We start from the raw sequence: 23,001 nt of genomic DNA, 5'->3' as shown, positions 1-23,001 counted from the left end.
GTTGAGGAGAAATACTGAATTGCTGTGTCTAATACGTACATTATTATGCTTAGCAAAATTACCTGTGGTTCAAAAGAAATACCTCAAAATGAGAAAGGGATGGATAATGTGGAATTAAAAACAAGTTTACCAGAGATTTTTGATGATTTTGGCGAGGCCAGAAGACAAGGCTTTTTAGCGGTTAAAGATATTAAAGAACAAGGCAAACCAGTCGTAGGTGTGTATTGTACCTTTATGCCGGAGGAATTGGTATTAGCTGGCGGTGCGATCCAAATCAGTCTGTGTTCAACTTCAGATGAAACGATTCCCGATGCAGAGGAAGATTTGCCGCGGAATCTTTGCCCACTGATTAAATCGAGTTATGGTTTCGGCAAGACCGATAAATGCCCGTATTTTTATTTTTCCGATTTAGTGGTTGGAGAAACGACTTGTGATGGAAAGAAAAAAATGTATGAGTATATGGAGGAATTCAAAGATACGTATTTGATGCATCTGCCTCATACGAGAGATAGCGAAGCCAGCAAAAAGCTTTGGTACAGCGAGATGGTCCGTTTCAAAGAAAAGCTGGAAGACTTCTTGGGAGTGGAAATTACTGATGAGAAAATCCACGAGGCGATCGTGTTGAAAAATCGTGAGCGTCAAGCGAAACAAAATTTCTATCGTCTCGGTCAATTAAATCCGCCCGCAATCAGCGGACAAGAAATTTTCAAAGTTATGTACGGTTCGCAATATAAATTCGACAAAGAAGAAGTTATCCAAATGCTGGAAGAAACGACAGCGAAGGTCAAACAGCAATATGAGGCCGGCGAACGGTTGGATGCTAAGCCGCGGATCTTAGTAACTGGTTCACCAATGGGCGGTGTTACAGAAAAGGTTATTCGTGCGATCGAAGAAAATGGCGGATTAGTGGTTGCTTATGAAAACTGTACAGTGGCTAAAGCAGTTGAACGTTTAGTTGATGAAAACGAAGAAGATGTTTATCAGGCATTGACGGATAAATACATTAACATCGGTTGTGCCTGTATGTCGAACAACCAGCCGCGAAAAGATTTGCTTAGCCAAATGATCGACGACTATCAAGTAGATGGCGTGATCGATATGGTCCTGCAAAATTGTATTCCATTTTCAGTCGAATCGTTAAAAATCAAACGCTTCTTGAATGAAGAGAAACATATTCCATACATGTATTTGGAGACAGATTATTCAACTTCAGATATCGAACAAATCAACACCCGCGTAACCGCGTTTATCGAAATGTTAGAGGAAGAGGCTGTATGTACACAATAGGTTTAGATTCTGGTTCTACGACTACAAAGGGTGTGCTTTTTTCAAACGAAGAGTTCATCGATAAATATTTGATCCCGACCGCTGGAAATCCCAAAGGTGCTATGATGGATGTTGTTGATTATTTTAAACGAAGTTATGTGCTGAATGATTTGAAGCTTGTGACGACCGGTTATGGCAGGAAGCTGCTGCCTGCCGATTTGGTGGTTACAGAGATTACTTGTCACGGCAAGGGGGCGGAATACCTCCATCCCGGAGTGAAACAAGTGATTGATATCGGCGGTCAAGACTGCAAAACAATTCAGCTAAATGGCAAAGGCAACGTGGTGGAATTCAGTATGAATGATCGGTGTGCCGCGGGAACCGGACGTTTTGTCGAAGTTATGATGCGAACCTTAGGTGAAGATATTTCGGATTTGGATCAATTTGTTCAGAGTGCAAAACCAGTTACGATCAATAGTATGTGTACGGTTTTTGCCGAATCAGAAGTTATTGGTTTAATTTCAAAGGGAGAGGATCGAGAAGATATTGCATTAGGTGTCTTACACTCGATAGCACAACGGATCAGCAGTCAATACTCCAAACTAAGACCTGTTCGCGGAGAAGAAGTGCTCTTTACAGGTGGCCTTTCGAAAAGTACTATCTTTGCAAAAGTCCTAGAACAATATGTAGCAGCACCAGTAAGGCGAGATGAGTTGTCTCAATATGCCGGAGCGATTGGAGCGGCACAGATTGGCTTAAAAAAATTAAGATGAGTAAAAGGATGTGGCTAAAAACAGCCGCATCCTTTTTGTTTGTCCTGTCTAGCTATTTTCTCGACTTTTGGTCGATGAATTTTCAAAAAATGAAGCGAATTGTCTAATAGCAATACTAAGTGCCGGCAGGTAAAGGAAGAACAGGGAAAGCCGCTGCCAAAAGCCGCGCGTAGAAGAAAGGAATCTGCCGATCAGCGGCAAGTAATACGCCGCAAATAGAATCAAGGCAATAATCGAACCAATTAGACAGATAGAGTAGAAAATCGCCGTGGCTCTTTGTTGTTTGAGTGCTGCCTGATAGGCCAACAATAATGGGACAAACATCATTGCCACCATGGAGCATCCTGAAAAAGCAGCGTGCAAAAAATAGGCTGGACTAAAGAAACTGGCCGAATCGCTGATTTTTACTAACCCAGTGAGAATGCAGTCGCCAAAACCATAGAGTGCAATGGCCCCCGCCAAGATTTTTGCTAAACGTTTTGATTCTGACTGAAAAAAACTGTATACGCCAAAACTCGATAAAACAAACAAAGTACCAGTAACGATCGAGCCGCGATTAAAATATGTTTGAACAGGGCTGGTTGCTTCACCAAGTTGACTAATGATCATCGTTGCTTGATCAAAACCAGGATAGAAACGTCCTAAATAATAAGGCAATGAAAAGTCACCGACAACTGCGAGAATTAAAAATAGCGGGGAAAGTTTCTTCAAAAAAGTCATCGAATGCTCCTTACGAAAGTTTTCTTTATGATACTGTATTTTTGTTTAAAACACGAGAAATAAGGGGAAGTCAGTCTTTTTCATTTTCTTTCCCGCATTGAAAAATTTTGATTTCAAATTGACTCGCTAGTCATTGACCGACGAGTCAAAAGAGAGTATTCTCACGGTATAGAGATATGGTAAGGAGATAAGTTCTATTACTGGTTGGACCGTGAAGACAAGTTGTTGCAGTTTCGCGATTGAGAAATTTAACCATTCAAAATAGGGGTGAAATTGATGGGAAATCAAGTTGTGTCATTGAGTAAGGTGGAAAAAAAGTTTGGCAAGTTTCAGGCGTTGAAAGATGTTACTTTCGATGTGAATAAGGGCGAGGTTTTAGGTTTTATTGGACCAAATGGTTCAGGAAAATCTACGACGATTCGAATTCTGCTAGGCATGTTGAAAAAATCTGGTGGACAAGCAACGATCTTTGGCAAAGATGTTTGGAAAGATGATACCGAGATTCATAAAGATATTTCTTATGTACCCGGCGATGTCTATCTTTGGCCGAATTTGACTGGGGGCGAGATTATTGACTTGCTCTTACGATTGAATGGTCAGAAGCGTACGAAGAAGACAGAAGATTTGATTGAAAAATTTCAGTTGGACCCAAAGAAAAAAGCGCGAACATATTCGAAGGGGAACCGTCAAAAAATTGCTTTAGTGGCAGCCTTGTCCCAAGAAGCCGAGTTGTACATTTTTGATGAACCGACTTCTGGATTAGATCCCTTAAATGAGAAATCATTTCAAGAAGAAGTCATGAAATTAAAAGAAGCCGGTAAAAGTATTCTGCTCTCCAGTCATATTTTATCCGAAGTTGAAAAGATGTGTGACCGGATCGCAATTATTCGAGAAGGTGAAATCATTGAGACAGGCGACTTGACTTCAATGCGTCACTTAACGCGGATGGAGATTACGGTAGAAACCAAAATGCCGCTAGATGGAGTGGAACAGTTGCCGGGCGTGCACAAAGTTGATTTTTCTGAGGAAGTACACCAGCAAGCGGTACTTTCTGTTGATCGGGAACAGATGACTCAAATTATGAACTTTTTGGCGGAAAAACAAATCGTTAATCTGACCTCTACACCGCCAACGTTAGAAGATTTATTTATGCGTTATTATGAAAAACAAGGGGCTGATTCTCATGAAGGGTAGCGGAGCAAAAACGGGTTATTTGCTAAGAGCCAACCTGAAGCAAAATCGGATCAAGCATCTTGTTTGGATCGCTATTTTAGTGGGACTATTTGCTTCAGCAGCTACTAAATTCAATGTTTTGTTTGGCACCCAGACAGATATTAATGCGATCGTTGAAACGTTAAAAACACCAGCGATGGTCTCGCTTTTTGGCGAATTTTCGGCAACGAAACCCTACACGACGGCTAATGTTTTCGCCTCGGAAATGTTAGTTTTCATGGGGATGTTTATGGTCTTTATGAATATCTCATTGGCCATCTCAAACACTCGGGCTGAAGAAGACTCAGGATTATTGGAAATGATTCGGTCGCGGACAGTTGGACGCTTGGCACCAACTTACGCAACGGCGCTGGAAATTCTTTTGATCAATGGATTGATGGGCCTTTTATACGTCGTCAGTCTGATTGCTGCGGAGCTGAATGGGGCAACGATGCGAGGCGATATTCTGATGGGTGTCAGTATCGCAAGCATAGGGATCATGTTTGGTTTTATCAGTTTATTGATAGCGCAGTTGGCGAATAATTCTCGCAGTGCTAATTTCATGAGTTACGGTTTGTATGGTTTCTTTTATATCGTTCGGATGATGACAGATGTCAGTGATCCGAAATGGACGTGGCTTTCACCAGTAGGCTGGATTCAAAAAACGGCAATCTATACGGATGATCATTGGTTGCCTGTTGTGATGATGCTGGGTTTTGGAGTGATCTGCCTAGCGATTGCAATCAAGATTGTTGGCACACGCGATATTGGCAGCGGCGTTTTAAGTACACGTAATGGTCATGGGAAAGCCGGGAAATTATTGTCTTCGCCGATAGGATTGGTTTTATCGATTGAGCGCAATAGTATTGTTGGCTGGATTTTTGGCGGTTTTATTTTAGGTGCTGCTTATGGTTCAGTTTTCAGTACAATTGGAGATATCATCGGATCGAATCCGACCTATCGAAAAATTCTCGGTGTGACACAAATCAATGCGGCCAATCGGGAATTGATTTTAAACTTCCTGAATATGTTGGCTTTATTTTTCGTAGCGATCGCAGCTATCAGCGGTATTTTGATCATCTTCCGGTTGAAAGCCGATGATAAAAAAGGCTATTTGGAAATCCTTCATTCAAAAAGTATTTCTAAGACGCGTTTGGCTTTGAGCTATTTTAGTGTAGGAATCCTTGTTAGTGTAGTCGTGTTTGCGATAACTTTAGCCGGAGCATTCTTTGTTGGAAACAGCACGTTAGCGAATCCAATCGCGATGAAGTACTTTTGGGAAACTATGTTGGGATTTTTACCAGCTGTCCTATTTTTTGTTGGAGTTGCAATTTTCCTAACAGGAGCATTGCCAAAATTGACCAATGTTCTGTGGGTTTATTTAGCGGCCAGTATTTTAGTAAAAATGTTTGGACCATTATTGAATCTCTCGGATGATGTGGCGAATATTTCACCTTTAGGCTGGGTTGGAAAAGTACCGACTGAAAAGTTAGATGTTACTGTGACGCTTCTCTTATTTGCTGTATTTCTCATTTTGACGATTATCGGTATAGTAGGCTACAATAAGCGGGACTTGGAGTGATTGGATGAAAGAAGTAGTTAAGGATCCGCAAAAAGAAAAAAATATTTTAGCGACCAGTGCCAAACTATTTGGTCAATCTGGTTATCGTGAAACAAAAACTGATCAGATTGCTGAAGAAGCAGGAGTATCAAAAGGGTTGCTGTTTCACTATTATGGGAATAAAGGTGGTTTGTATCAAGCGACATATGTGTATACATCGGAGTTTTTCTATCAGCGAATGGATTATTCAGTTTGGACCAATGCCTCTGACCTGTTGGAAATGGTGGTTGATGCGACGAAATACAAGATCGAGTTGCAGTTAAAATACCCAACCGAATTCGATTTTCTGATGAAAGCCTACACTGAGATGCCGCTATTACCAGAACCATTGCGCGAATCTATGATGGAACGACTTAATGCGGATGTTACTCGTAATATGACTTTGACGGATGAAGTGATCGGAAAGCTTCCACTGCGAGCCGATGTTCAAGAAAGCGATGTTCTTGAAACGATTTATGCGATCTTAAATAGTGAGACAGCAAAAATTCAACAGGAGTTGTCTCAGCACCCTGAATGGAAAACGATCGAGGACTTGATGCCGACAATCGAACGTTTGAAGCGGAAGCTCAAAATTCTTGAATACGGCTTTGTTGAACAATAAAAAAAATCTGCCTCTTCATATGGAGGCAGATTTTTTTCGTTTGCAGGATTAAAATACGGAAAAAATAGTCATCATGAACAATCCTTCTTCTACTAAAGCGCCGAAGAAAAGAATTAGACTATCGACAAATAATACACTCATATTGGCTCCGAACATTACGGCCAATTTTTCTAATTTATCTTCAATTTTTTTCTCTTTAAAATAAACATAAAAAAGATAAAAATTAACTAGTGCAATTAAGATGGTTGAGAGGATAATAGCAATCTTCATAAGTAGACCCCTTCACTTGAATAAAAGTAATCGGTTTTCTATTAGTCATTATACTCTTCAAAAGAAATAATTAAAGGAAAGAATAAAAAAGAAACTGGCCTTTCATTTTTAAAGATAGTTTTAAAGTAAGAAGACTTTTTCTGCTAATAAATAAAATGGACTGACATCCGACTGTGGCTCCGCTATACTAAACTTAATAAGTTTACGAAGGGAGGCCGAAGCGATGAACTTTGCCGCATCAGATTTTGAATATTATGAGCGCACGATCAAGATCATGTACCAAAATTATTATTGGAGACGAATCGTGATCAGCGGGATTGCATTATTGATCATCATTGCGTATAGCGGGATTTTTCAAGAAAATTTGTTTTTGAACATTTTATTGATGGTGTTGATAGCCGGCGTAGGGGTCTATCTTTTTTTAGAGAAGCAAAAGTTTCCAGAAGTCTATCAAGCCTTTCTTGAAGAAAATCAGCCAGAGGTACAAATACATAAAATCCAAGAGGAAGAGTATAGCTACAATGTCATAGACGACGATGAGAAAGTTCGGATCAATAAGAATGGCGTGCGCAACTTGCCTTCCAATAACAAACAATACACGATGATGGTTGGTTTTTCCAAAGCCTTCTTCTCTCGAGAACCATTACAAATCGTCTATTACGATATGCTTGATCTTACTTACGAAGAAAGCTTCCGGTTAAAACGCAATGGCTACAGTTCGATGCCGCGTTTTTTACGCCGCTTTACTTTGAGTAATTTAAAAGCAAGCGCTGGAAATGCCGTTAGTTTTATCTTTGGGAATATTTTTATCCTGTTTATTCTATTTCGGTTATTGCGTTATTTATGGTCCTTTTTACGGATGTTCTTCTAATAATACTGGATGGGGATCACTTGAGAAATTTTTCTTGAGTGATTTTTTTATTTGTTTTCCGTGGTAAACTATTTTTGAAATCGTTTTATTGATTGCTGAAGGAGGAAAGAAATTGATCAAAACAATTGTTGTTGGACCACGTGGAAAGATGGGGCGTTTGATCACGCAGATCGCAGCTGATAGTGAAGACCTGGAGTTAGTTGCCGGGGTTGGTCCAAGAGGGAGAGATTATATCGGACAAGATTTAGGCCAAATAACCATGCTTGGTCGTGATCTTGGGGTGCCGGTTGTGGATGATTTGTCTAAAGTGATCGAAGCCTGTGATGTTATCATCGATTTTTCCACAAAGGAAATGGGACTGGAAGTTTTAGAGTTAGCAAAAGAATATGAAAAAGCTCTAGTCTGTGGAACGACTGGATTCAATTCTGTGGAAAAAGATTTGTTCCGGCAAGCTGGCGAGACGATTCCGATGTTGTATGCCGCAAATACTTCCAAGCTGGTAAATGTTATGAACAAGTTATTGCAGCTGGCGACAGCGGCGATCGGAGAAGAGACAGATATCGAAATCGTAGAAATGCATGATCGCTGGAAAAAAGATGCACCAAGTGGTACGGCAAAAGAGATGGGCGAGTTGATTGCTCACGAATTAGGAACAGAGTTGTCCGATACAGAAGTCTATGGTCGTGAAGGTACGGGTGAACGAAAACCTGGAACGATTGGGTATCACTCTATTCGTATGGGAGATACGCCAAGTAGTCATACTGTTCTTTTTGGCGGTTTCGGTGAACGTCTAGAAATCAGCCATCATTCGACAGATTGGCGTGGTTTTGCTCAAGGAGCCTGTGATTGTGCATCTTTCTTGGCTAAACAATCAGCGGGCTATTATTCGGTCGCTGATGTATTAAAATTTTAGAGCAGAAGTACGTTATTTTTCGATGAATGTCGGATCAATTGAAAATGGGATTGCTTAACTGTATTTTCGAATGATCAATGAACTAAATGTAGTTATTTTAAATTTTTATGGGAATTTATTGATTGACTTCTCATTTTGTAAATGCTAAATTGAATCCAATCATTTAAGGAGGTCAGGACTCATGGCAAACAACATTGCGAAACGTAATTTTCAAACAGTTCAATCAGCATGTTGTTGTATGGTGCAAAAAAGCAGCATACTACTTTGTCATGTCTATTAACTGTTCTGAACTCGTTTAAAAAGAGGAAACTTCTAATTTTTTGACGAATCCAAGAGGTGCAGCTTTAATAGCTTGCACCTCTTTTTTTGTACCTAAAATTCGAGATAGGGGGAACCGGCATGTGTTGTTGCTTAATCGATGAACGCAAAAAAACTTACTAACAGGAGGAACTATTATGCATTTATCAACCAAATTGATCCACGGAGGAATCAGTGAAGATCCATTGACAGGAGCGGTCAGCGTGCCAATCTATCAAACGTCGACTTATCGGCAAAAAAAATTAGGACAGCCAGGAGAGTTTGAGTATTCTCGTTCGGGCAACCCGACTCGCTTAGCTTTAGAGGAATTGATCGCTGAACTTGAAGGCGGCGTGAAAGGATTTGCCTTTGGGTCTGGTTTAGCTGCGATTCATACGATCTTGTCATTATTCCAACCGGGGGATCATTTGATTTTAGGCGACGATGTTTATGGCGGAACTTTCCGTTTATTGGAAAAGGTGTTCAAGCCGTTAGGTCTAAGCTACACAATGGTAGACAGTCGAGAACTATCGCAACTTGAGGGCGCATTAACCGATCATACCAAAGCTCTTTACTTGGAATCACCCAGCAATCCTTTATTAAAAATTATTGATTTGGAAAAGAGTGCGGCTTGGGCAAAAGAGCACGACTTAATAACAATTGTAGACAACACCTTTGCCACACCTTATTTGCAACAACCATTGGCATTAGGTGCAGATATTGTGGTGCATAGCGGCACCAAATATTTAGGCGGTCACAGTGATTTAGTTGCTGGTTTGGCGACGACGAATAATCAAGAGCTTGCCGAAAGAATCGGATTTTATCAAAACTCAGTTGGTGGAGTCTTAGGGCCGCAAGATAGCTGGCTGCTGCAACGGGGGATCAAAACATTAGCGGTACGAATGGAAGCACATCAAAAAAATGCGGAAATAATCGCCAACTTTTTAGTAAACCATTCTGCTGTAGCTAAAGTTTACTATCCAGGTTTAACGGATCATCCTGGTCATGAAATCGCTGCGAAACAAATGCGCGGATTCGGCGGTATGGTGGCCTTTGAATTAGTTGATGAAAGTAAAGTTGCCAATTTTGTTGAATCACTGGACGTCATCACTCTGGCAGAAAGCTTAGGAGGCGTCGAAAGTTTGATCGAAGTACCAGCAGTCATGACTCACGCATCAATTCCAAAAGAAAAAAGAGAAATATCTGGAATTAGAGATGGGCTGATTCGTTTGTCTGTCGGCATCGAAGACATAACTGATTTACAAGACGATCTAGAGCGGGCTTTCAGCGTGCTTAATGAAGAAAGATAGTTCTTTAATAATTATAAGATACCTAGAAGGGAAATGAAGAAAATGAAAAAATCACTAATTGCAGTTGCTAGTCTATTAGCCGTCGGGGTCCTTTTTTTGGCGGGATGCCAGTCAAAAGACAGCGGCGAAGCAAGTTCGAAAAATGTTTTGCGAGTCGGGACAGAAGGAACCTATTCACCGTTTTCATTCCGCGATGAAAATGACAAACTAACTGGTTATGATGTCGATGTTGCAAAAGCCGTTGCCAAGAAGATCGATTATAAAGTTAAATTTGTAGAAGCACCTTGGGATTCGATGTTGGCAGCATTTGATGCGAAAAAATCGGATGTAGTCTTCAACCAAGTAGCGATCACACCTGAACGTAAGGAAAAATATTTATTTAGCACACCGTACTCTGTGTCTCATCCTGCGTTGATTGTGAATAAGGATAATAACGAGATCAAAGATTTTTCTGACTTAAAGGGAAAAACCTCTGCCCAATCATTGACCAGCAACTATGCCCAAATGGCAGAAGATAATGGGGCAAAGATTTCGAGTGTGGATGGTTTTAGTAAAGCGGTGGAACTAGTCAGTGATAATCGTGCGGATGCTACGCTGAATGACGATGTGACTTATTACGATTACTTAAATCAAAAGCCCGATGCTCCGATCAAGATCGTGAAAACTTCAGATGAAGCGACAGAAGTTGCCGCGATGTTCCACAAAGGTGATGAGGAATTGGCAGAGAAAGTCAATAAGGCTATCAAAGAGCTAAAAGATGATGGCACCTTGACGAAACTGTCAGAAAAGTATTTTAAAAAGGATATTTCTAAGTAAAGGGAAGGAGTAAGTGAGATGGAACGAACGATTGATATTATTCAAAGCTCAGCGCTGCCGTTATTTTGGGCATTGTTAAAAATGACGATTCCTTTGACTTTGATCTCTTTTGCTTTGGGGATGGTCTTGGCATTAATCACTGCCTTAGCCCGAATTTCAAAAAATCGCCTTTTAAACGGAATTTTCTTCCTATATGTTTGGATCTTTCGGGGAACTCCGCTATTGGTTCAATTGTTCATCGTCTTCTTTGGGCTTCCTTCAGTTGGAATTCAAATGGACGCATGGACGGCCGCGATTTTAACCTTTTCACTAAATACCGGCGCGTATGCTTCTGAAAACATTCGTTCCGCCTTACTAGCGATTCCGCAAGGTCAATATGAATCAGCGGCATCCTTAGGTATGAGCCGCTGGCAGATTTTGTCCAGGATTATCGCGCCGCAAGCTTTTAAGATCGCTTTGCCGCCTTTATCCAACAGTTTTGTTAGTCTCGTTAAGGACACATCTTTAGCAGCTAGTATCACGATTGTTGAGATCTTCATGACAGCACAAAGGATTGCAGCAAGGACCTATGAACCATTGCTGCTTTATAGTATGGTTGCCGTTTATTATCTGGTCTTTTGTACCTTCTTGAATTATTTACAATCCGTACTTGAAAAACGGATGGTCTATTAGGGGGGGAAGAACGATGTTAACAATCGAGAAATTGAATAAAAGTTTTGATAACAACCAAGTTTTAAAAGAGATAAATTTGACTTTTCAACCGGGCGAGACGACCGTCATCTTAGGTCCTTCAGGCTCAGGTAAGAGCACGTTACTACGTGCGATTGATCTATTAGAAACACCTGATAGTGGAACGATCAAAATAGATCAAGAGCAGCTTTCTTTTCCACAAAAATTGTCCTTTCGTCAATTAAAAGAATATCGGGGTCATTTCAGTATCGTTTTTCAGGCATACAACCTTTTTCCCCACTTGACGGTGATCCAAAACGTCATGGAAGGTCCAACGCAGGTGAAGAAAGTTTCGAAGGAGCAGGCGCGTGAACAGGCAGAAAAATTATTGACAACGGTCGGTTTGTTGGATAAAGCCAAGGAACGTCCGAAACAATTATCTGGTGGACAAATGCAGCGAGTAGCGATCGCACGGGCTCTGGCAATGGAGCCGGAGTTTATGCTCTATGATGAACCAACGAGCGCTTTAGATCCAGAGCTGGCACAGGAAGTGTTGCAAGTAATCAAAGAATTAGCTGAATCGGGCAATGGGCAGATTGTTGTGACCCATCATTTGGAATTTGCCCGCAAAGTTGCAGATCGCATCGTTTTCCTAGAGGATGGAGAAGTTACTTTTGATGGTAGCAGTCAAGCTTTCTTTGAAAGTGATAATTTGCGAATTCAGCGATATTTGCAGCAATTTTTATAAAAAGCAAGAGGCAGTGCCCGGTTGGCACTGCCTCTTTTAGTGTTTAACATTTATTCAATTGTGCTTTTGTTTTTGGTTCTTGAATTTTGACTAAAATCAATTTAGTGATTTCCATCAAGAGAACCGCTGAAGCAGCTAAAGCAAGAGCTAAGCCGATTTCCTTCAAAGCAAAAGCTGCTGGAATAGCAAAGACTTCACGCAACCCTGGCAGTAAAGTAAGACTGAATAGTCCGGCACAGACAAGGATCGCAAGCAAGACCATTTTATTGGAGAACAAACCAACTTGCAGTGACGTTTGAGTATTTGAACGAGCAGCAAAGGTTTGCAATGTCCGACTTAAAATTAGAGTAGAGAAGGCCATCGCAACACCCATTTCAGCTGATTGCTGGTTTCCAATCCATTGAGCAGTAATTACAGCTAAAGCAATTAAGATCCCTCTATAGGTCACAGAGATCAATGTTTTACCAGTAAAAATTCCACTGTTTGGATCACGCGGCTGACGTTTCATAATTGTCGGTTCGGCCTTTTCCATACCCAGCGCAATTGCTGGCAGTGAGTCATTGACCAAGTTGATAAAGAGCAGCTGTAAAGCCGTGAAAGGATTCGCCCAGCCGATTACTAAAGCAAAGATAATGGCGATAATCGCCCCTAAGTTTCCGGCAAAAAGATAAGCGACGGCCTTTTTGATATTATCAAAAACATTTCGTCCAACTTCGACTGCTTTAATGATTGAAGCAAAGTTATCGTCAGTCAAGACCATTGCGGCAGCATCTTTCGCTACATCGGTTCCAGTTCCCATCGCGATCCCGATATCTGCTTGTTTTAAAGCTGGAGCATCATTGACACCGTCACCAGTCATGGCAGAGATTTTTCCTTTTTCCTGCCAAGCACGGACGATCCGAATTTTGTTTTCGGGGGAGACACGAGCATAAACAGTGATCTGCTCCAATTGATTCGCTAGTTCAGATTCACTTAACTGATCCAGTTCAACACCAGTTAGTGCAAGGTCGCCTTGCTGGAAGATGCCGATTTCTTTTGCAATCGCAACAGCCGTTGTCTTGTGGTCGCCGGTGATCATCACTGTTTGGATACCTGCAGAGTTTGCATCAGCGACTGCTTGGAAAACTTCTTCACGAGGCGGATCAATCATCGCTAACAAACCAACTAGGATAAGTTGTTCTTCATCAGCTAGTGTTAATGAATCTGTCGAAACTTCTTTATAAGCAAAAGCTAAAACACGCAATGCGCGTTCAGAGAAGGCTTCGTTTTGTTTTTGGAAACGAGCTTTAAGTTCTGGCGTAAAATCAACAACTTGACCATCAAGTAAAACTTTCGAGCTGCGTTCAAAAACGATATCCGGACCACCTTTGGTAACCATAATTTTTTGCTGGTCGATCGTGTGGAGTGTTGACATCAATTTACGATCTGAATCAAACGGCAGTTCCGCTTCACGGGGATACTTTTTCCGCAGTTCGCGATACGATTGATTTTGCTTCTCGCTGTAGTCAATCAGCGCGATTTCGGTTGGGTCACCCAATTTTGTTCCGTCCTCACTAATCGTTGCATCATTGGCCAAAACGCTGATCTCGATCAAGCGTTGTTCATCTGCTTGCCATTGTTTCGGATCATTTGAAAATTCTCCGCTTTGTCCATCAGCCAAGAAATGATCGACGACAGTCATTTTATTTTGGGTCAGCGTTCCTGTTTTATCAGTACAAATGATACTAGTTGAACCTAATGTTTCTACCGCTGGCAGTTTGCGAATGATCGCATGCTGTTTTGCCATTTTTTTCGTTCCTAATGAAAGGACGATCGTGACAATCGATTGCAAAGCTTCTGGAATCGCAGCTACTGCTACGGCAACAGCAAACATAAAGGCGTTGACAATATCTTGCGTCATATCCGTTGAACCATCTAAGAAAACACGAAGCAATTGAACGCCTAGGATAACTAACGATAGAACTAAGATCGCAATACTTAGTTTTTTACTGAAAGAATCTAAGCCGCGTTGCAGCGGCGTTTTTTGTTCCGTCGTTGATTCCAATAGACCAGCAACTTGACCGATTTCCGTTTCACTCCCAGTGGCAGTGACCAAGAACTTTCCACGACCATAAGTGACGATTGTTCCGCTAAAAACCATATTGAGACGATCCCCGATCGGAACATCGGTGCTTAATGTCGTGATTTCTTTTTCAGCTGGAGTGGATTCACCAGTTAACATTCCTTCATCGACTTTTAACGAACCTGCTTCAAGTAATCGACCATCAGCCGGCACGTAATCACCAGCTTCTAGAATGACGATATCGCCGGCTACGATATCTTTAGCAGGAATACTTTGCTCCTGTCCTCCTCGAAGAACGCTGGCATCTGGCGCTGATAGTTTTTTCAATGCATCTAAGGAACCTTCTGCTTTTTTCGTTTGAATCACACTAACGACCGAGTTCAGCAAAAGTACGGCGAAGATGACGATCGATTCAACATGAGCGCCCATGATCATCTGGACGACAGCTACGATTAGCAAGACAATCACCATCGCGTCTTTAAACGTTTCTAGGAAGAGTGTCAGCGAAGATTTTTTCTTCGCTTCCTTTAATTGATTCGGACCGTTTTCTTGCAGCCGCTGCTGCGCCTCTGTTTGACTAAGACCTTCAGGTGCAGTGGTTAAGTCTTTCATTAATTCATCTGTTTCTTGTTGATACACGTGTTTTGTCAATTTATATCCTCCAATGATTTTTATTTACTAGACTCGGCAATTTTTCTGGTTCAAGAAGTAGAACTGACAAAAAAAGAGACCTAAGGCAAGTAGTTAAACTTGTCTTAGGTCTCACCATTTCATACGATACCAGAAAACCATTGCTGGTTAACTTACTGTTGATATCACAACAACAAAGTTGCCGGTTACTCCCCTAAGGAGTTATTAATATGGTTAAATCCTAACGGAAATCGTTTCTGAATGCAAGAAAAATGCTGGGCGTACAAATGAAAGTCATCATTTAAGCGAACAAACGGCTTGTTAATCATCATTTTGCAAAGTTATTTAATTTTTATTAAGGAACTATTTTCCAGCAACGATTGTTTTGATTGTACTTTCGTCTAATCCTTTTAAAACTTGGATCAGCATTTCCCGTGCGGCATCAAAATCAGCAATACTGAACATGGTTTGATGAGTGTGGATGTAACGACCGCAAACACCGATTACCGTACTTGGAATACCTTCGTTAGCAGTATGAGCTGCGCCAGCATCTGTTCCGCCTTTGGAAACAAAGTATTGGTAAGGAATGTTATGGGTCTCCGCGGTATCTAATAGATATTCCCTTAAACGAGGGAGCAAAATCATTCCAGGATCTTGGATGCGCAAGAGGGTGCCTTCACCTAAATGGCCGAAAGTTCCATTCGTTGTCACTAAATCATCAGCGGCCGAACAATCTACCGCAAAGAATAAATCTGGCTGGAATTTTGTAACAGCAGGTTTGGCTCCACGCAAACCAACTTCTTCTTGAACGTTAGCGCCGGCAATCAAGGTGTAATCTAATGTTTCCTTTTTTAATGCCTCTAGCGCTTCTAATACCACAGTACAACCATAGCGGTTATCCCAAGCTTTACTGATAATATTTTTGCCATTTGCAGTTTTGACTGTTTCGGTTTGAGGAACGATCGTATCTCCCGGAAGAACACCATAAGCTAATGCTTCATCCTTCGATTCAAAGCCGGCATCAAAAAGAATGTCTTCAACTTTAACTTGTCCTTGTCCAGTTGTTCCCCGCAATAGATGTGGAGGGACAGAGGAGGAGATACACGGATAGTTGCCTTTGCCAGTTTTTAAAGTAAAGCGTTGAGCTGAAACGACATACGGATTCCAACCGCCTAAAGGGACTACTTTGAATAATCCGCGAGGGGTAATCTCTGTCAGCATGAAGCCGACTTCATCCATATGGGCTGCCACCATCACGCGCGGTTTATTTTCGTCAGCTTGACGCAAACCAAAGATACCGCCTAAGCCATCTTGTTGAACCTCATCGACTAATGGAGTGATCGCGTTACGCATATAACTGCGAATGTCTTCCTCGAAACCGCTGGTTCCTTGCAGCTCTGTTAATTCTTTGATTCGTTGAAATGTTTTTTCTTCCATCAAAATTCCCCCTCAAATGTTAAAATCCGTTCTCATTATAAGCCTTTGGTACATGAAAATAAATCAATTCATAATCGAGAAACTGCTGATTGCTTTTTTGCTGCTTATCGTCAAAATTTTTCTTGGTAATCTCTGCCAATTGATTTGAAGAGAAGTCATCCGCAAAGTATTCTTGAAAAAAATCACGGCTAATCTCTTCAGTTTTTGTGTATGCAAATCGTTTCGTCCAATAGGGAATATGTTCTTCGTTTAAAAATGCTTTATAGCGTTCATTTAATAACAACTCTGGATTTTTTTCTTCATAAGAGGAGAAGAGCTGGTCTTCATCTTTTACAACTCGCAGCAGCAAGCACCAATCATTGCTAGCTCGGCAAAAATCTATAAAATCAGTTTTGGTTTGCAAGGCAGGATTCATCGCAGAAAAAATCAGCTCATAGCATTGTTTGTTTTGTCTCAGAAAATTTTCCTGAGTTTGCTGGATCAACTGAACATTTTCGTCCGATTTTGCAGCAGCAATCTTCAGCATTTCTTCGGAGATATCTACTAAATCATATTTTCCAGCGTATTTCTGTAATACAGTTAAATAACGACCAGATCCCCCTGCAAGATCTAAGAAAGTTTGACAGGGCAGGATTTTTTCTGTCAGCAGAAAATCTCGCAGCTCTTCCGCGATCGGAAAAGAAGATTCTTGTTGAATGTTTTCATACTCTTCAGCGAAATCATTCCAAAACATTTTAAGGTCTTCTAAAAAATCAGACATAAAAACCTACTTTCTAAGCATCAATTGTCTTCAGTATACACCTCAAAAAAATAAATTTGAAATGGATGAAACACGGCAAAAATATTCAGAAAAATGAAGGAATGTCAAAAAATATGCTTTACTTCATGGATAACATATGTAATACTTCGAAGTAATTGAGAACGATTCTCAATCTCGGTTAAATGAATAGTAACTCAGTAGTTTAGGTTCGTGGTGGTTAGGAGAAAAACAATTTTTATTCTAGATCGGAAATATACACGGAACCTAGTTTACCATTAATAAGGAGGAAATTATGGAAAAGTCGAATGTTGGTTATTTGTTTCGATTGGCTGGAAAATCGAGTTTGCTTTTATTAGCGTCAGCAATTTTTAGTATTATTTCGGGCATCATGGATTTTGTTCCATTAGTGATGTTGTATCGTGTCTTGCTGTTTTTATTTGGTGATCAGCCTAATATGGATTTAGCGATGCGTTATGGCATGTATGCGGGAGTAGCGATTATTGTAAAATTTTTGACGATGATGGTCAGCGGGGCACTGTCTCATATCGGTGCGTTTAATACGCTGTATGAAATTCGCAGTCGTCTGAGTGCCCATATTGCCACTCTTCACTTGGGTTTTTTTACTAAGACGACTTCGGGAAAATTAAAGAAGACAATTATTGAAGATACTGAACGCATTGAAACGATGCTGGCTCACCAAGTGCCGGATTTGGCTAAAGCGATCACAGTTCCATTGCTAATGTTTATCTATCTCTGCACGTTGAGTATCCCTTTAGCGTTGTGTCTATTATTGCCAATCGTGATTGGCGCGGTCATCCTGATGATCGGGATGCGCTCAAGCAGTAAATACATGGGCTGGTACCAAAAATTAGTCGGTCAGTTAAATTCTTCGATCATGCAGTTTATTAATGGTATGAACGTGATGAAATCATTTAACGTTACGGCCAAGGGGTTCAAGCAATATTCATCGACTGTTGAAGAATATCACAAGATGTGGACGGAATGTACAAAAATGCAGGCTTGGCCTTATGGGATGTTTTTGATTTTGATCGAATCAGGTTTGCTATTTAGTTTTCCGGCTGGCGGCTGGCTCTATTTAAAAGGGGCAGTTGATTTGCCGACCTTTTTATTTTTCTTAATTATGAGCATCGTGTTTCTTTCTTCGTTGAAAAGTTTAAGCGGATTTGCGATGGCGATCTCACAAATTTTGACTGGAACAGAGAAAATCAAAGATATCATGGATTTGCCGCAACAGGATTTCGGGTCGCACTCAGAACAGTTGAATGAGGTCAAAATCACCTTTGACCATGTTCATTTTTCTTATGAGGAAGATGACGTATTGCACGATGTTTCGCTGGAGGTGCCAGCCAACAGTCTGACTGCTTTTGTTGGGGTATCTGGTTCGGGGAAATCAACGATGGCACAGTTGGTACCACGTTTTTGGGATATTCAGCAAGGTCAGATCTTATTGAATGATCAACCAGTAGAAAGTTTTAGTGAAGAATCATTAATGCAGGCGATCAGCTTTGTCTTTCAAGATGCCTTTATGCTGAGTGATACGATCCGTACAAATATCGCCGTAGGAAAAGAGCAGGTGACTGACGCAGAAATTCATGAAGCAGCTAAAGCGGCACAGATCCATGAGTTTATTATGAGTTTGCCAGATGGTTACGATACAGTCATGGGGGAAGCCGGGATTAAAATGTCAGGCGGCGAAAAACAACGCGTCTGTATTGCTCGTGCGATCTTGAAAGATGCTCCCGTAGTTATCTTTGATGAGGCAACCAGCTTTACTGATATTGAAAATGAACGGAAAATTCAGTTAGCCTTGAACAAATTGCTGCAAAATAAAACGACGATCATGATCGCTCATCGCTTAAATACGATCAAACATGCTGATCAAATTTGTGTCTTTGATCAAGGTCGCGTGGTCGAACGAGGCACACATGATGACTTACTGCGCCACAACGGAAGCTACGCTAAATTGTGGAAGATTTATACAGAAAAATAAGGAGGAAACTTATGACTAGTGTGATTAGAAATATACGGGCGGTGATTGGTGAAAAGATCAAGCTGCTCTATACACCAATCTTGTTAGCGGTACTAGATGCTTTTCTGAATATGCTCTTTTATTCGGTGATGATTTTGAGTATCGTTACTTTGATCAAGAATCAGTTTACGGAAAGTTTCTTTTTCCGCGGTATTGCAGTTTTGGCGGTTGTTTTTATTTTCAGGACATTATTGGCTCGCTATAGTTTTGCCTCATTACAATTGAATGGTTCGATGATCGCGACTGATTTGCGTTTGCGCTTGGCTGAACATGTTCGAGGATTAAACTCCGGCTACTTTAATCAAAACAGTGTTGGAAAGTTGACGAGTTATTTTTCGACGGATATTGCTGATTTTGAACAAGTTCTGACTCATCACTTGACCGACTTTGTTAAAGCCTTGTTTAGTGTATCAGTCTGTATGATTGCTGCGGTAGTGATTGATTTTCGTTTTGCGGGCGTGATGGTTGTCATGATCTTAGTAGCTTTACCTTTAATGATTAAGGGCGGATCTGTTGGGCACACTATCGCACCAGAACATCGAGTAAGGATCAATGCGGTGATCTCACGGGTCGTGGAATATATCAATGGAATCAAAACGTTCCGATTGTATCGCTTGACCGGTACGAAGTTTGAACGATTGGATCAATCATTTAATGAATTAAAAAAATCATCTATTCGGGTGGAACTCTCAATGATGCCGTATGTGATGATCTTTTCAACGATCGTGTCCTTTATGATTCCAGTCGCGTTGATCTGGGGAACCAATTTATTGATTCAGGGCAATTCGACGCCGGAACAATATATCGCTGTTTTGATGTTGAGTGTCTCGACTTCTAGTCAATTAATGACAATTGGAATGCTGTATCCTGAATTGAAATATCTGTCCAAATCGGCAGATAATTTGCGGCAAATTTTTGAAACGCAGCCATTGCCTTATACTAAAGATGCTTTTATCGGAGCCGATCATGAAATTACTTTTGAGCATGTTTCTTTCAGCTACGAAAATGGTGTGAGTGTTTTAAATGATTTATCTTTTACTGTCGAGGATGGGAAAACCACTGCTTTAGTGGGACCCTCGGGTTCAGGGAAATCGACAGTCATTAGTTTGATTTCGCGTTTCTGGGATGTTGATAATGGAGAGATCCGAATGGGAAATGAAAAGCTTCGGGACATTCGACCAGATGCATTGACTGAAGAAATCACTTGTGTTTTCCAAGATGTTTATCTGTTTAATGATACGATCTTAAACAATATTCGTATGGCCAAACCAAGTGCGACGATGGAGGAAGTGACTCAAGCATCTCGTCTGGCAAACTGTCATGAATTCATCATGCAGATGGAAAATGGTTATGACACTTTAGTCGGTGAGGGTGGATCTACACTTTCTGGCGGGGAGAAACAGCGGGTTTCAATAGCCCGTGCATTACTGAAAGATGCACCGGTAGTCTTGTTGGATGAGTCAACCTCAAGTCTCGATGTCGACAATGAAAAAGAAATCAATCATGCGTTGGATCATTTAATGGCTGAAAAGACGGTAGTCGTAATCGCTCATCGTTTAGATACGATCATTAATGCTGATCAAATCATTGTTCTTGATGAGGGAAGTGTGCGAGAAAAAGGAAATCACCAAGAATTGTGTCGCCAACAAGGGTGGTATGCACAGATGATTAAAGAACAGGAAGTTGCCAAAACTTGGGTGATCGGCGAGACGTCCGAAACTAAGGATATATTGGAAGATGCTAGATAGACTAAAGCCGTTGTTGAAATCCTGAACGATTTCAACAACGGCTTTTTTATTAGTTTCTTTAGTACAATTGTTTTTGCTTTTCGCGTTTGGCGATCATCGGCAGGATCATCCCCAACAGAATCAAGACGATCGGAGTAACGATATTGGAAATCAATTGGAACATCCATGAGCTAGGATCGGCGGCGTAATCAACTTTCGGCAGCATTCCCAAAATACATGCGAGAATAGTAAAAGCAAAACACCAGAAACCAACAAAGAAACCAAGTTTTGGATTCTTTATGAATTTGTATTCTGAATGAAATTTTTTGTATTGGGCATTCAACATCATATAGGCAAAGAAAACCCAAATATAGCGCATCGGCATTACAATTGAATTTAGATTCGTCAGCCATTGAACCAAGATACTCATGCTCTTGATCCCGAAGATAGGCAGAATGATGATAATGCTAACAAGAATCCCAGTCAATAAGTAGCCGTTGATCAATGTCCCGTTTTTATTTTTCTTGCGTAACCATTGAGGAACATATTCGGGATCAGCATCTGAGAGCAAGATTTTCAAAGGTGCATCAATGGAGAAGGCCAACGCCGAAGATTGTACGGCTGTTTGAGCCAGGCCATAAATGATCATCAAAATATTACCGACACCTAAATGATTGCCCAAAATTTGGAAGGCGCTGTAAGCACCATTCGCCATCAAATCATCTGGAATGTTATTACTGTCAAACAACATTCCCATTGCAACGGACCCAAGGACGGCGCTGATGCCAATCATAGTTGCCATGAAGATCATTGCTTTAGGAAAATTTTTAGTTGGTCGATCAATTGAGTTTACATACGGAGAAATTTTTTCGGCACCGCCGACGGCAAAGACCAGCATGGAGATGGTAGCAAAATAACTGAGATTGAAATCGGGAATATACGTTTTGAGACTGCCCATATCCGGTGTAGCGACCGTAAAAGAGGGATCAATAAAGGGGACAGCAACGGCTAAAATAATAAATAGAATCGACATGACAAGCATACCTGAACCCGCGACACTTCCGATAACTTTCAGGGTAGTCAATCCTTTTGTCGAAAGAAATAAAAAGATCAAAAAGATGATTAACGAGATAATAGCGACAATCTGTACACTCATATCGGTAGCGACTCTACCATTCCCTTTGAAGACCCAACCAAGAGCAATTAAAACCGATTGCGGTTTTTGTGCGAGATAAGTAATATGAACGACCCAATAAGTCCATGCAGCATAGTAAGCAACTTTTCTTTTTCCGGTAGTTTCTTTGACCCAGGAACTGACACCGCCCGAACTTGTTTTGAAAGTAGAGCCTAGCTGCCCAACGATCAGCGCGTAAGGAACAAAATAGAGCAGCATGATCAAGATCCAAGAGACGACCACCGAAATTCCCTGCTGCGCATAATTGTTGACGACATTCCCGAACCCCCAAACCATACTAAAAGCAATCATCGAGACAGTGAACCAGCGGATCTTCTTATCAGCCATTTGTTTTTTTCTTCCCTTCTCTGTAAGTTAATGATTTCACATGGACGAATATATAGCGCTTACAATTCTTATTTAAGTATAGTGAAGAAGGTAATCAAAAGAATTTACTTTACAGATTTCTAATGTACTTTTTTTCAATTTTCATTTTCGTATCATTTTTGGCAAATTACCGAATCTGCTTTTTTTCTTTAGTAAGGCTGGTAGAATGGTGTGAGAACGAAAATCGTTACATTTTTTCGTTAGAAAGTTGGAATAGATAAAATGGGAGTGAAGCAGATGGACATCAGACAAAGTGAACGAGGGGCGCTAATGCCTTTTTTGGACAACGTCTTCAACCAACAACATGAAAAACAATTTGTTGATAATATGCCGGAATCAGTAGAACAGACATGGGCATTTGGTGCTTGGATTGAGGACCAATTAGCTGGGGGGATCGTCGGTAAACGGCAATATGACACATTGCATATCTCTTTGCTGGGCGTGGATGAGGCATATCAGAAATTCGGTGTCGGCTCCAAACTGATGCAGGCGATGGAAAAACATGCAGTACAAGAACAAGTAAAAACGATTACCTTGACGACAAAGGCGTATCAAGCATTGGGCTTTTATTTAAAACAAGGCTATGAAGTGTTTGGCGAATTGGAAGATGTTCCGATGGCAGGGACGACAAAGTATTATTTGGCAAAGAAAATAAGCAGATGAGGAAGAATTTCTTCATCTGCTTTT

At 40.9% G+C, this 23,001-nt stretch carries 20 protein-coding genes; 14 read left to right on the top strand and 6 right to left on the bottom strand.

The window, feature by feature from the left end; translation table 11 throughout:
• The first annotated feature begins 108 nt into the window (after positions 1–108).
• Both PGP85_RS07320 and PGP85_RS07315 read left to right on the top strand, forming a co-directional pair.
• Complete coding sequence (locus PGP85_RS07320) at positions 109–1,287, top strand: double-cubane-cluster-containing anaerobic reductase (protein WP_287035100.1); 1,179 nt, start codon at positions 109–111, stop codon at positions 1,285–1,287.
• Positions 1,275–2,039 (top strand): acyl-CoA dehydratase activase, encoded by a 765-nt coding sequence (locus PGP85_RS07315; protein ID WP_270326820.1) that lies wholly within the window; start codon positions 1,275–1,277, stop codon positions 2,037–2,039. The genes PGP85_RS07320 and PGP85_RS07315 overlap by 13 nt, the downstream gene beginning before the upstream one ends.
• 48 nt (positions 2,040–2,087) lie before the next feature.
• Here PGP85_RS07315 and PGP85_RS07310 read toward each other — a convergent pair whose 3' ends face one another.
• On the bottom strand, positions 2,088–2,759 hold the full coding sequence (locus PGP85_RS07310) for a DUF998 domain-containing protein (RefSeq protein ID WP_270326818.1): 672 nt from the start codon (positions 2,757–2,759) through the stop codon (positions 2,088–2,090).
• Positions 2,760–3,035: 276 nt separating this feature from the next.
• Between PGP85_RS07310 and PGP85_RS07305 the strand changes: the two genes are divergently transcribed.
• From PGP85_RS07305 to PGP85_RS07295, 3 genes are read left to right on the top strand one after another with little or no spacing between them, the layout of a single operon-like run.
• Positions 3,036–3,953 carry an ABC transporter ATP-binding protein gene (locus tag PGP85_RS07305; RefSeq protein WP_270326815.1) on the top strand — a complete coding sequence of 306 codons (918 nt, stop codon included), beginning with the start codon at positions 3,036–3,038 and terminating at the stop codon, positions 3,951–3,953.
• Positions 3,943–5,553 carry an ABC transporter permease gene (locus PGP85_RS07300; protein ID WP_270326814.1) on the top strand — a complete coding sequence of 537 codons (1,611 nt, stop codon included), beginning with the start codon at positions 3,943–3,945 and terminating at the stop codon, positions 5,551–5,553. The genes PGP85_RS07305 and PGP85_RS07300 overlap by 11 nt, the downstream gene beginning before the upstream one ends.
• Before the next feature lie 4 nt (positions 5,554–5,557).
• Positions 5,558–6,193: a TetR/AcrR family transcriptional regulator gene (locus tag PGP85_RS07295; RefSeq protein ID WP_090403104.1), complete on the top strand. Its 636-nt coding sequence runs from the start codon at positions 5,558–5,560 to the stop codon at positions 6,191–6,193.
• A 48-nt stretch (positions 6,194–6,241) separates the two neighbouring features.
• Here PGP85_RS07295 and PGP85_RS07290 read toward each other — a convergent pair whose 3' ends face one another.
• Complete coding sequence (locus PGP85_RS07290; protein ID WP_010740855.1) at positions 6,242–6,463, bottom strand: hypothetical protein; 222 nt, start codon at positions 6,461–6,463, stop codon at positions 6,242–6,244.
• Between the two features lie 223 nt (positions 6,464–6,686).
• Here PGP85_RS07290 and PGP85_RS07285 point away from each other — a divergent pair, with 223 nt between their 5' ends.
• The 6 genes from PGP85_RS07285 to PGP85_RS07260 all read left to right on the top strand — a co-directional run bounded on the left by PGP85_RS07285 (position 6,687) and on the right by PGP85_RS07260 (position 12,087).
• Positions 6,687–7,334: a hypothetical protein gene (locus tag PGP85_RS07285; protein ID WP_270326813.1), complete on the top strand. Its 648-nt coding sequence runs from the start codon at positions 6,687–6,689 to the stop codon at positions 7,332–7,334.
• 112 nt (positions 7,335–7,446) lie between these two features.
• On the top strand, positions 7,447–8,247 hold the full coding sequence (gene dapB / locus PGP85_RS07280) for a 4-hydroxy-tetrahydrodipicolinate reductase (protein ID WP_270326812.1): 801 nt from the start codon (positions 7,447–7,449) through the stop codon (positions 8,245–8,247).
• Positions 8,248–8,702: 455 nt separating this feature from the next.
• Positions 8,703–9,854, top strand: a complete 1,152-nt coding sequence (locus PGP85_RS07275) for a cystathionine gamma-synthase (RefSeq protein ID WP_270326811.1) — start codon at positions 8,703–8,705, stop codon at positions 9,852–9,854.
• A gap of 42 nt (positions 9,855–9,896) precedes the next feature.
• Complete coding sequence (locus PGP85_RS07270; protein WP_010740851.1) at positions 9,897–10,670, top strand: amino acid ABC transporter substrate-binding protein; 774 nt, start codon at positions 9,897–9,899, stop codon at positions 10,668–10,670.
• A gap of 18 nt (positions 10,671–10,688) precedes the next feature.
• Positions 10,689–11,342 (top strand): amino acid ABC transporter permease, encoded by a 654-nt coding sequence (locus PGP85_RS07265; RefSeq protein WP_010740850.1) that lies wholly within the window; start codon positions 10,689–10,691, stop codon positions 11,340–11,342.
• 13 nt (positions 11,343–11,355) lie between these two features.
• Positions 11,356–12,087 (top strand): amino acid ABC transporter ATP-binding protein, encoded by a 732-nt coding sequence (locus PGP85_RS07260; RefSeq protein WP_270326809.1) that lies wholly within the window; start codon positions 11,356–11,358, stop codon positions 12,085–12,087.
• 43 nt (positions 12,088–12,130) lie between these two features.
• On the opposite strand, the gene PGP85_RS07255 is transcribed toward PGP85_RS07260, so the two are convergent.
• From PGP85_RS07255 to PGP85_RS07245, 3 genes are all read right to left on the bottom strand, one after another.
• Positions 12,131–14,800 carry a cation-translocating P-type ATPase gene (locus PGP85_RS07255; protein ID WP_270326807.1) on the bottom strand — a complete coding sequence of 890 codons (2,670 nt, stop codon included), beginning with the start codon at positions 14,798–14,800 and terminating at the stop codon, positions 12,131–12,133.
• A gap of 342 nt (positions 14,801–15,142) precedes the next feature.
• Positions 15,143–16,216: a glutamyl aminopeptidase gene (gene pepA, locus PGP85_RS07250; protein WP_090403092.1), complete on the bottom strand. Its 1,074-nt coding sequence runs from the start codon at positions 16,214–16,216 to the stop codon at positions 15,143–15,145.
• Positions 16,217–16,235: 19 nt separating this feature from the next.
• Positions 16,236–16,976, bottom strand: coding sequence for a methyltransferase domain-containing protein (locus tag PGP85_RS07245; RefSeq protein ID WP_270326806.1), 741 nt, complete (start codon positions 16,974–16,976; stop codon positions 16,236–16,238).
• A gap of 292 nt (positions 16,977–17,268) precedes the next feature.
• Here PGP85_RS07245 and PGP85_RS07240 point away from each other — a divergent pair, with 292 nt between their 5' ends.
• Positions 17,269–18,987 carry an ABC transporter ATP-binding protein gene (locus tag PGP85_RS07240; protein ID WP_270326805.1) on the top strand — a complete coding sequence of 573 codons (1,719 nt, stop codon included), beginning with the start codon at positions 17,269–17,271 and terminating at the stop codon, positions 18,985–18,987.
• An 11-nt stretch (positions 18,988–18,998) separates the two neighbouring features.
• On the top strand, positions 18,999–20,774 hold the full coding sequence (locus tag PGP85_RS07235) for an ABC transporter ATP-binding protein (protein WP_270326803.1): 1,776 nt from the start codon (positions 18,999–19,001) through the stop codon (positions 20,772–20,774).
• Between the two features lie 58 nt (positions 20,775–20,832).
• Here PGP85_RS07235 and PGP85_RS07230 read toward each other — a convergent pair whose 3' ends face one another.
• A complete protein-coding gene (locus tag PGP85_RS07230; protein WP_270326802.1) occupies positions 20,833–22,275 on the bottom strand; it encodes an amino acid permease in 1,443 nt (480 codons plus the stop codon).
• A gap of 276 nt (positions 22,276–22,551) precedes the next feature.
• Between PGP85_RS07230 and PGP85_RS07225 the strand changes: the two genes are divergently transcribed.
• On the top strand, positions 22,552–22,977 hold the full coding sequence (locus tag PGP85_RS07225; RefSeq protein WP_270326801.1) for a GNAT family N-acetyltransferase: 426 nt from the start codon (positions 22,552–22,554) through the stop codon (positions 22,975–22,977).
• Positions 22,978–23,001 lie beyond the last annotated feature (24 nt).

It is taken from the genome of Enterococcus malodoratus (genome assembly GCF_027659535.1).
Taxonomy (GTDB): domain Bacteria; phylum Bacillota; class Bacilli; order Lactobacillales; family Enterococcaceae; genus Enterococcus_A; species Enterococcus_A malodoratus.
The sequence above is the reverse complement of the archived record's forward strand: the minus strand, read 5'-3'. Positions and strand labels throughout refer to the sequence as shown.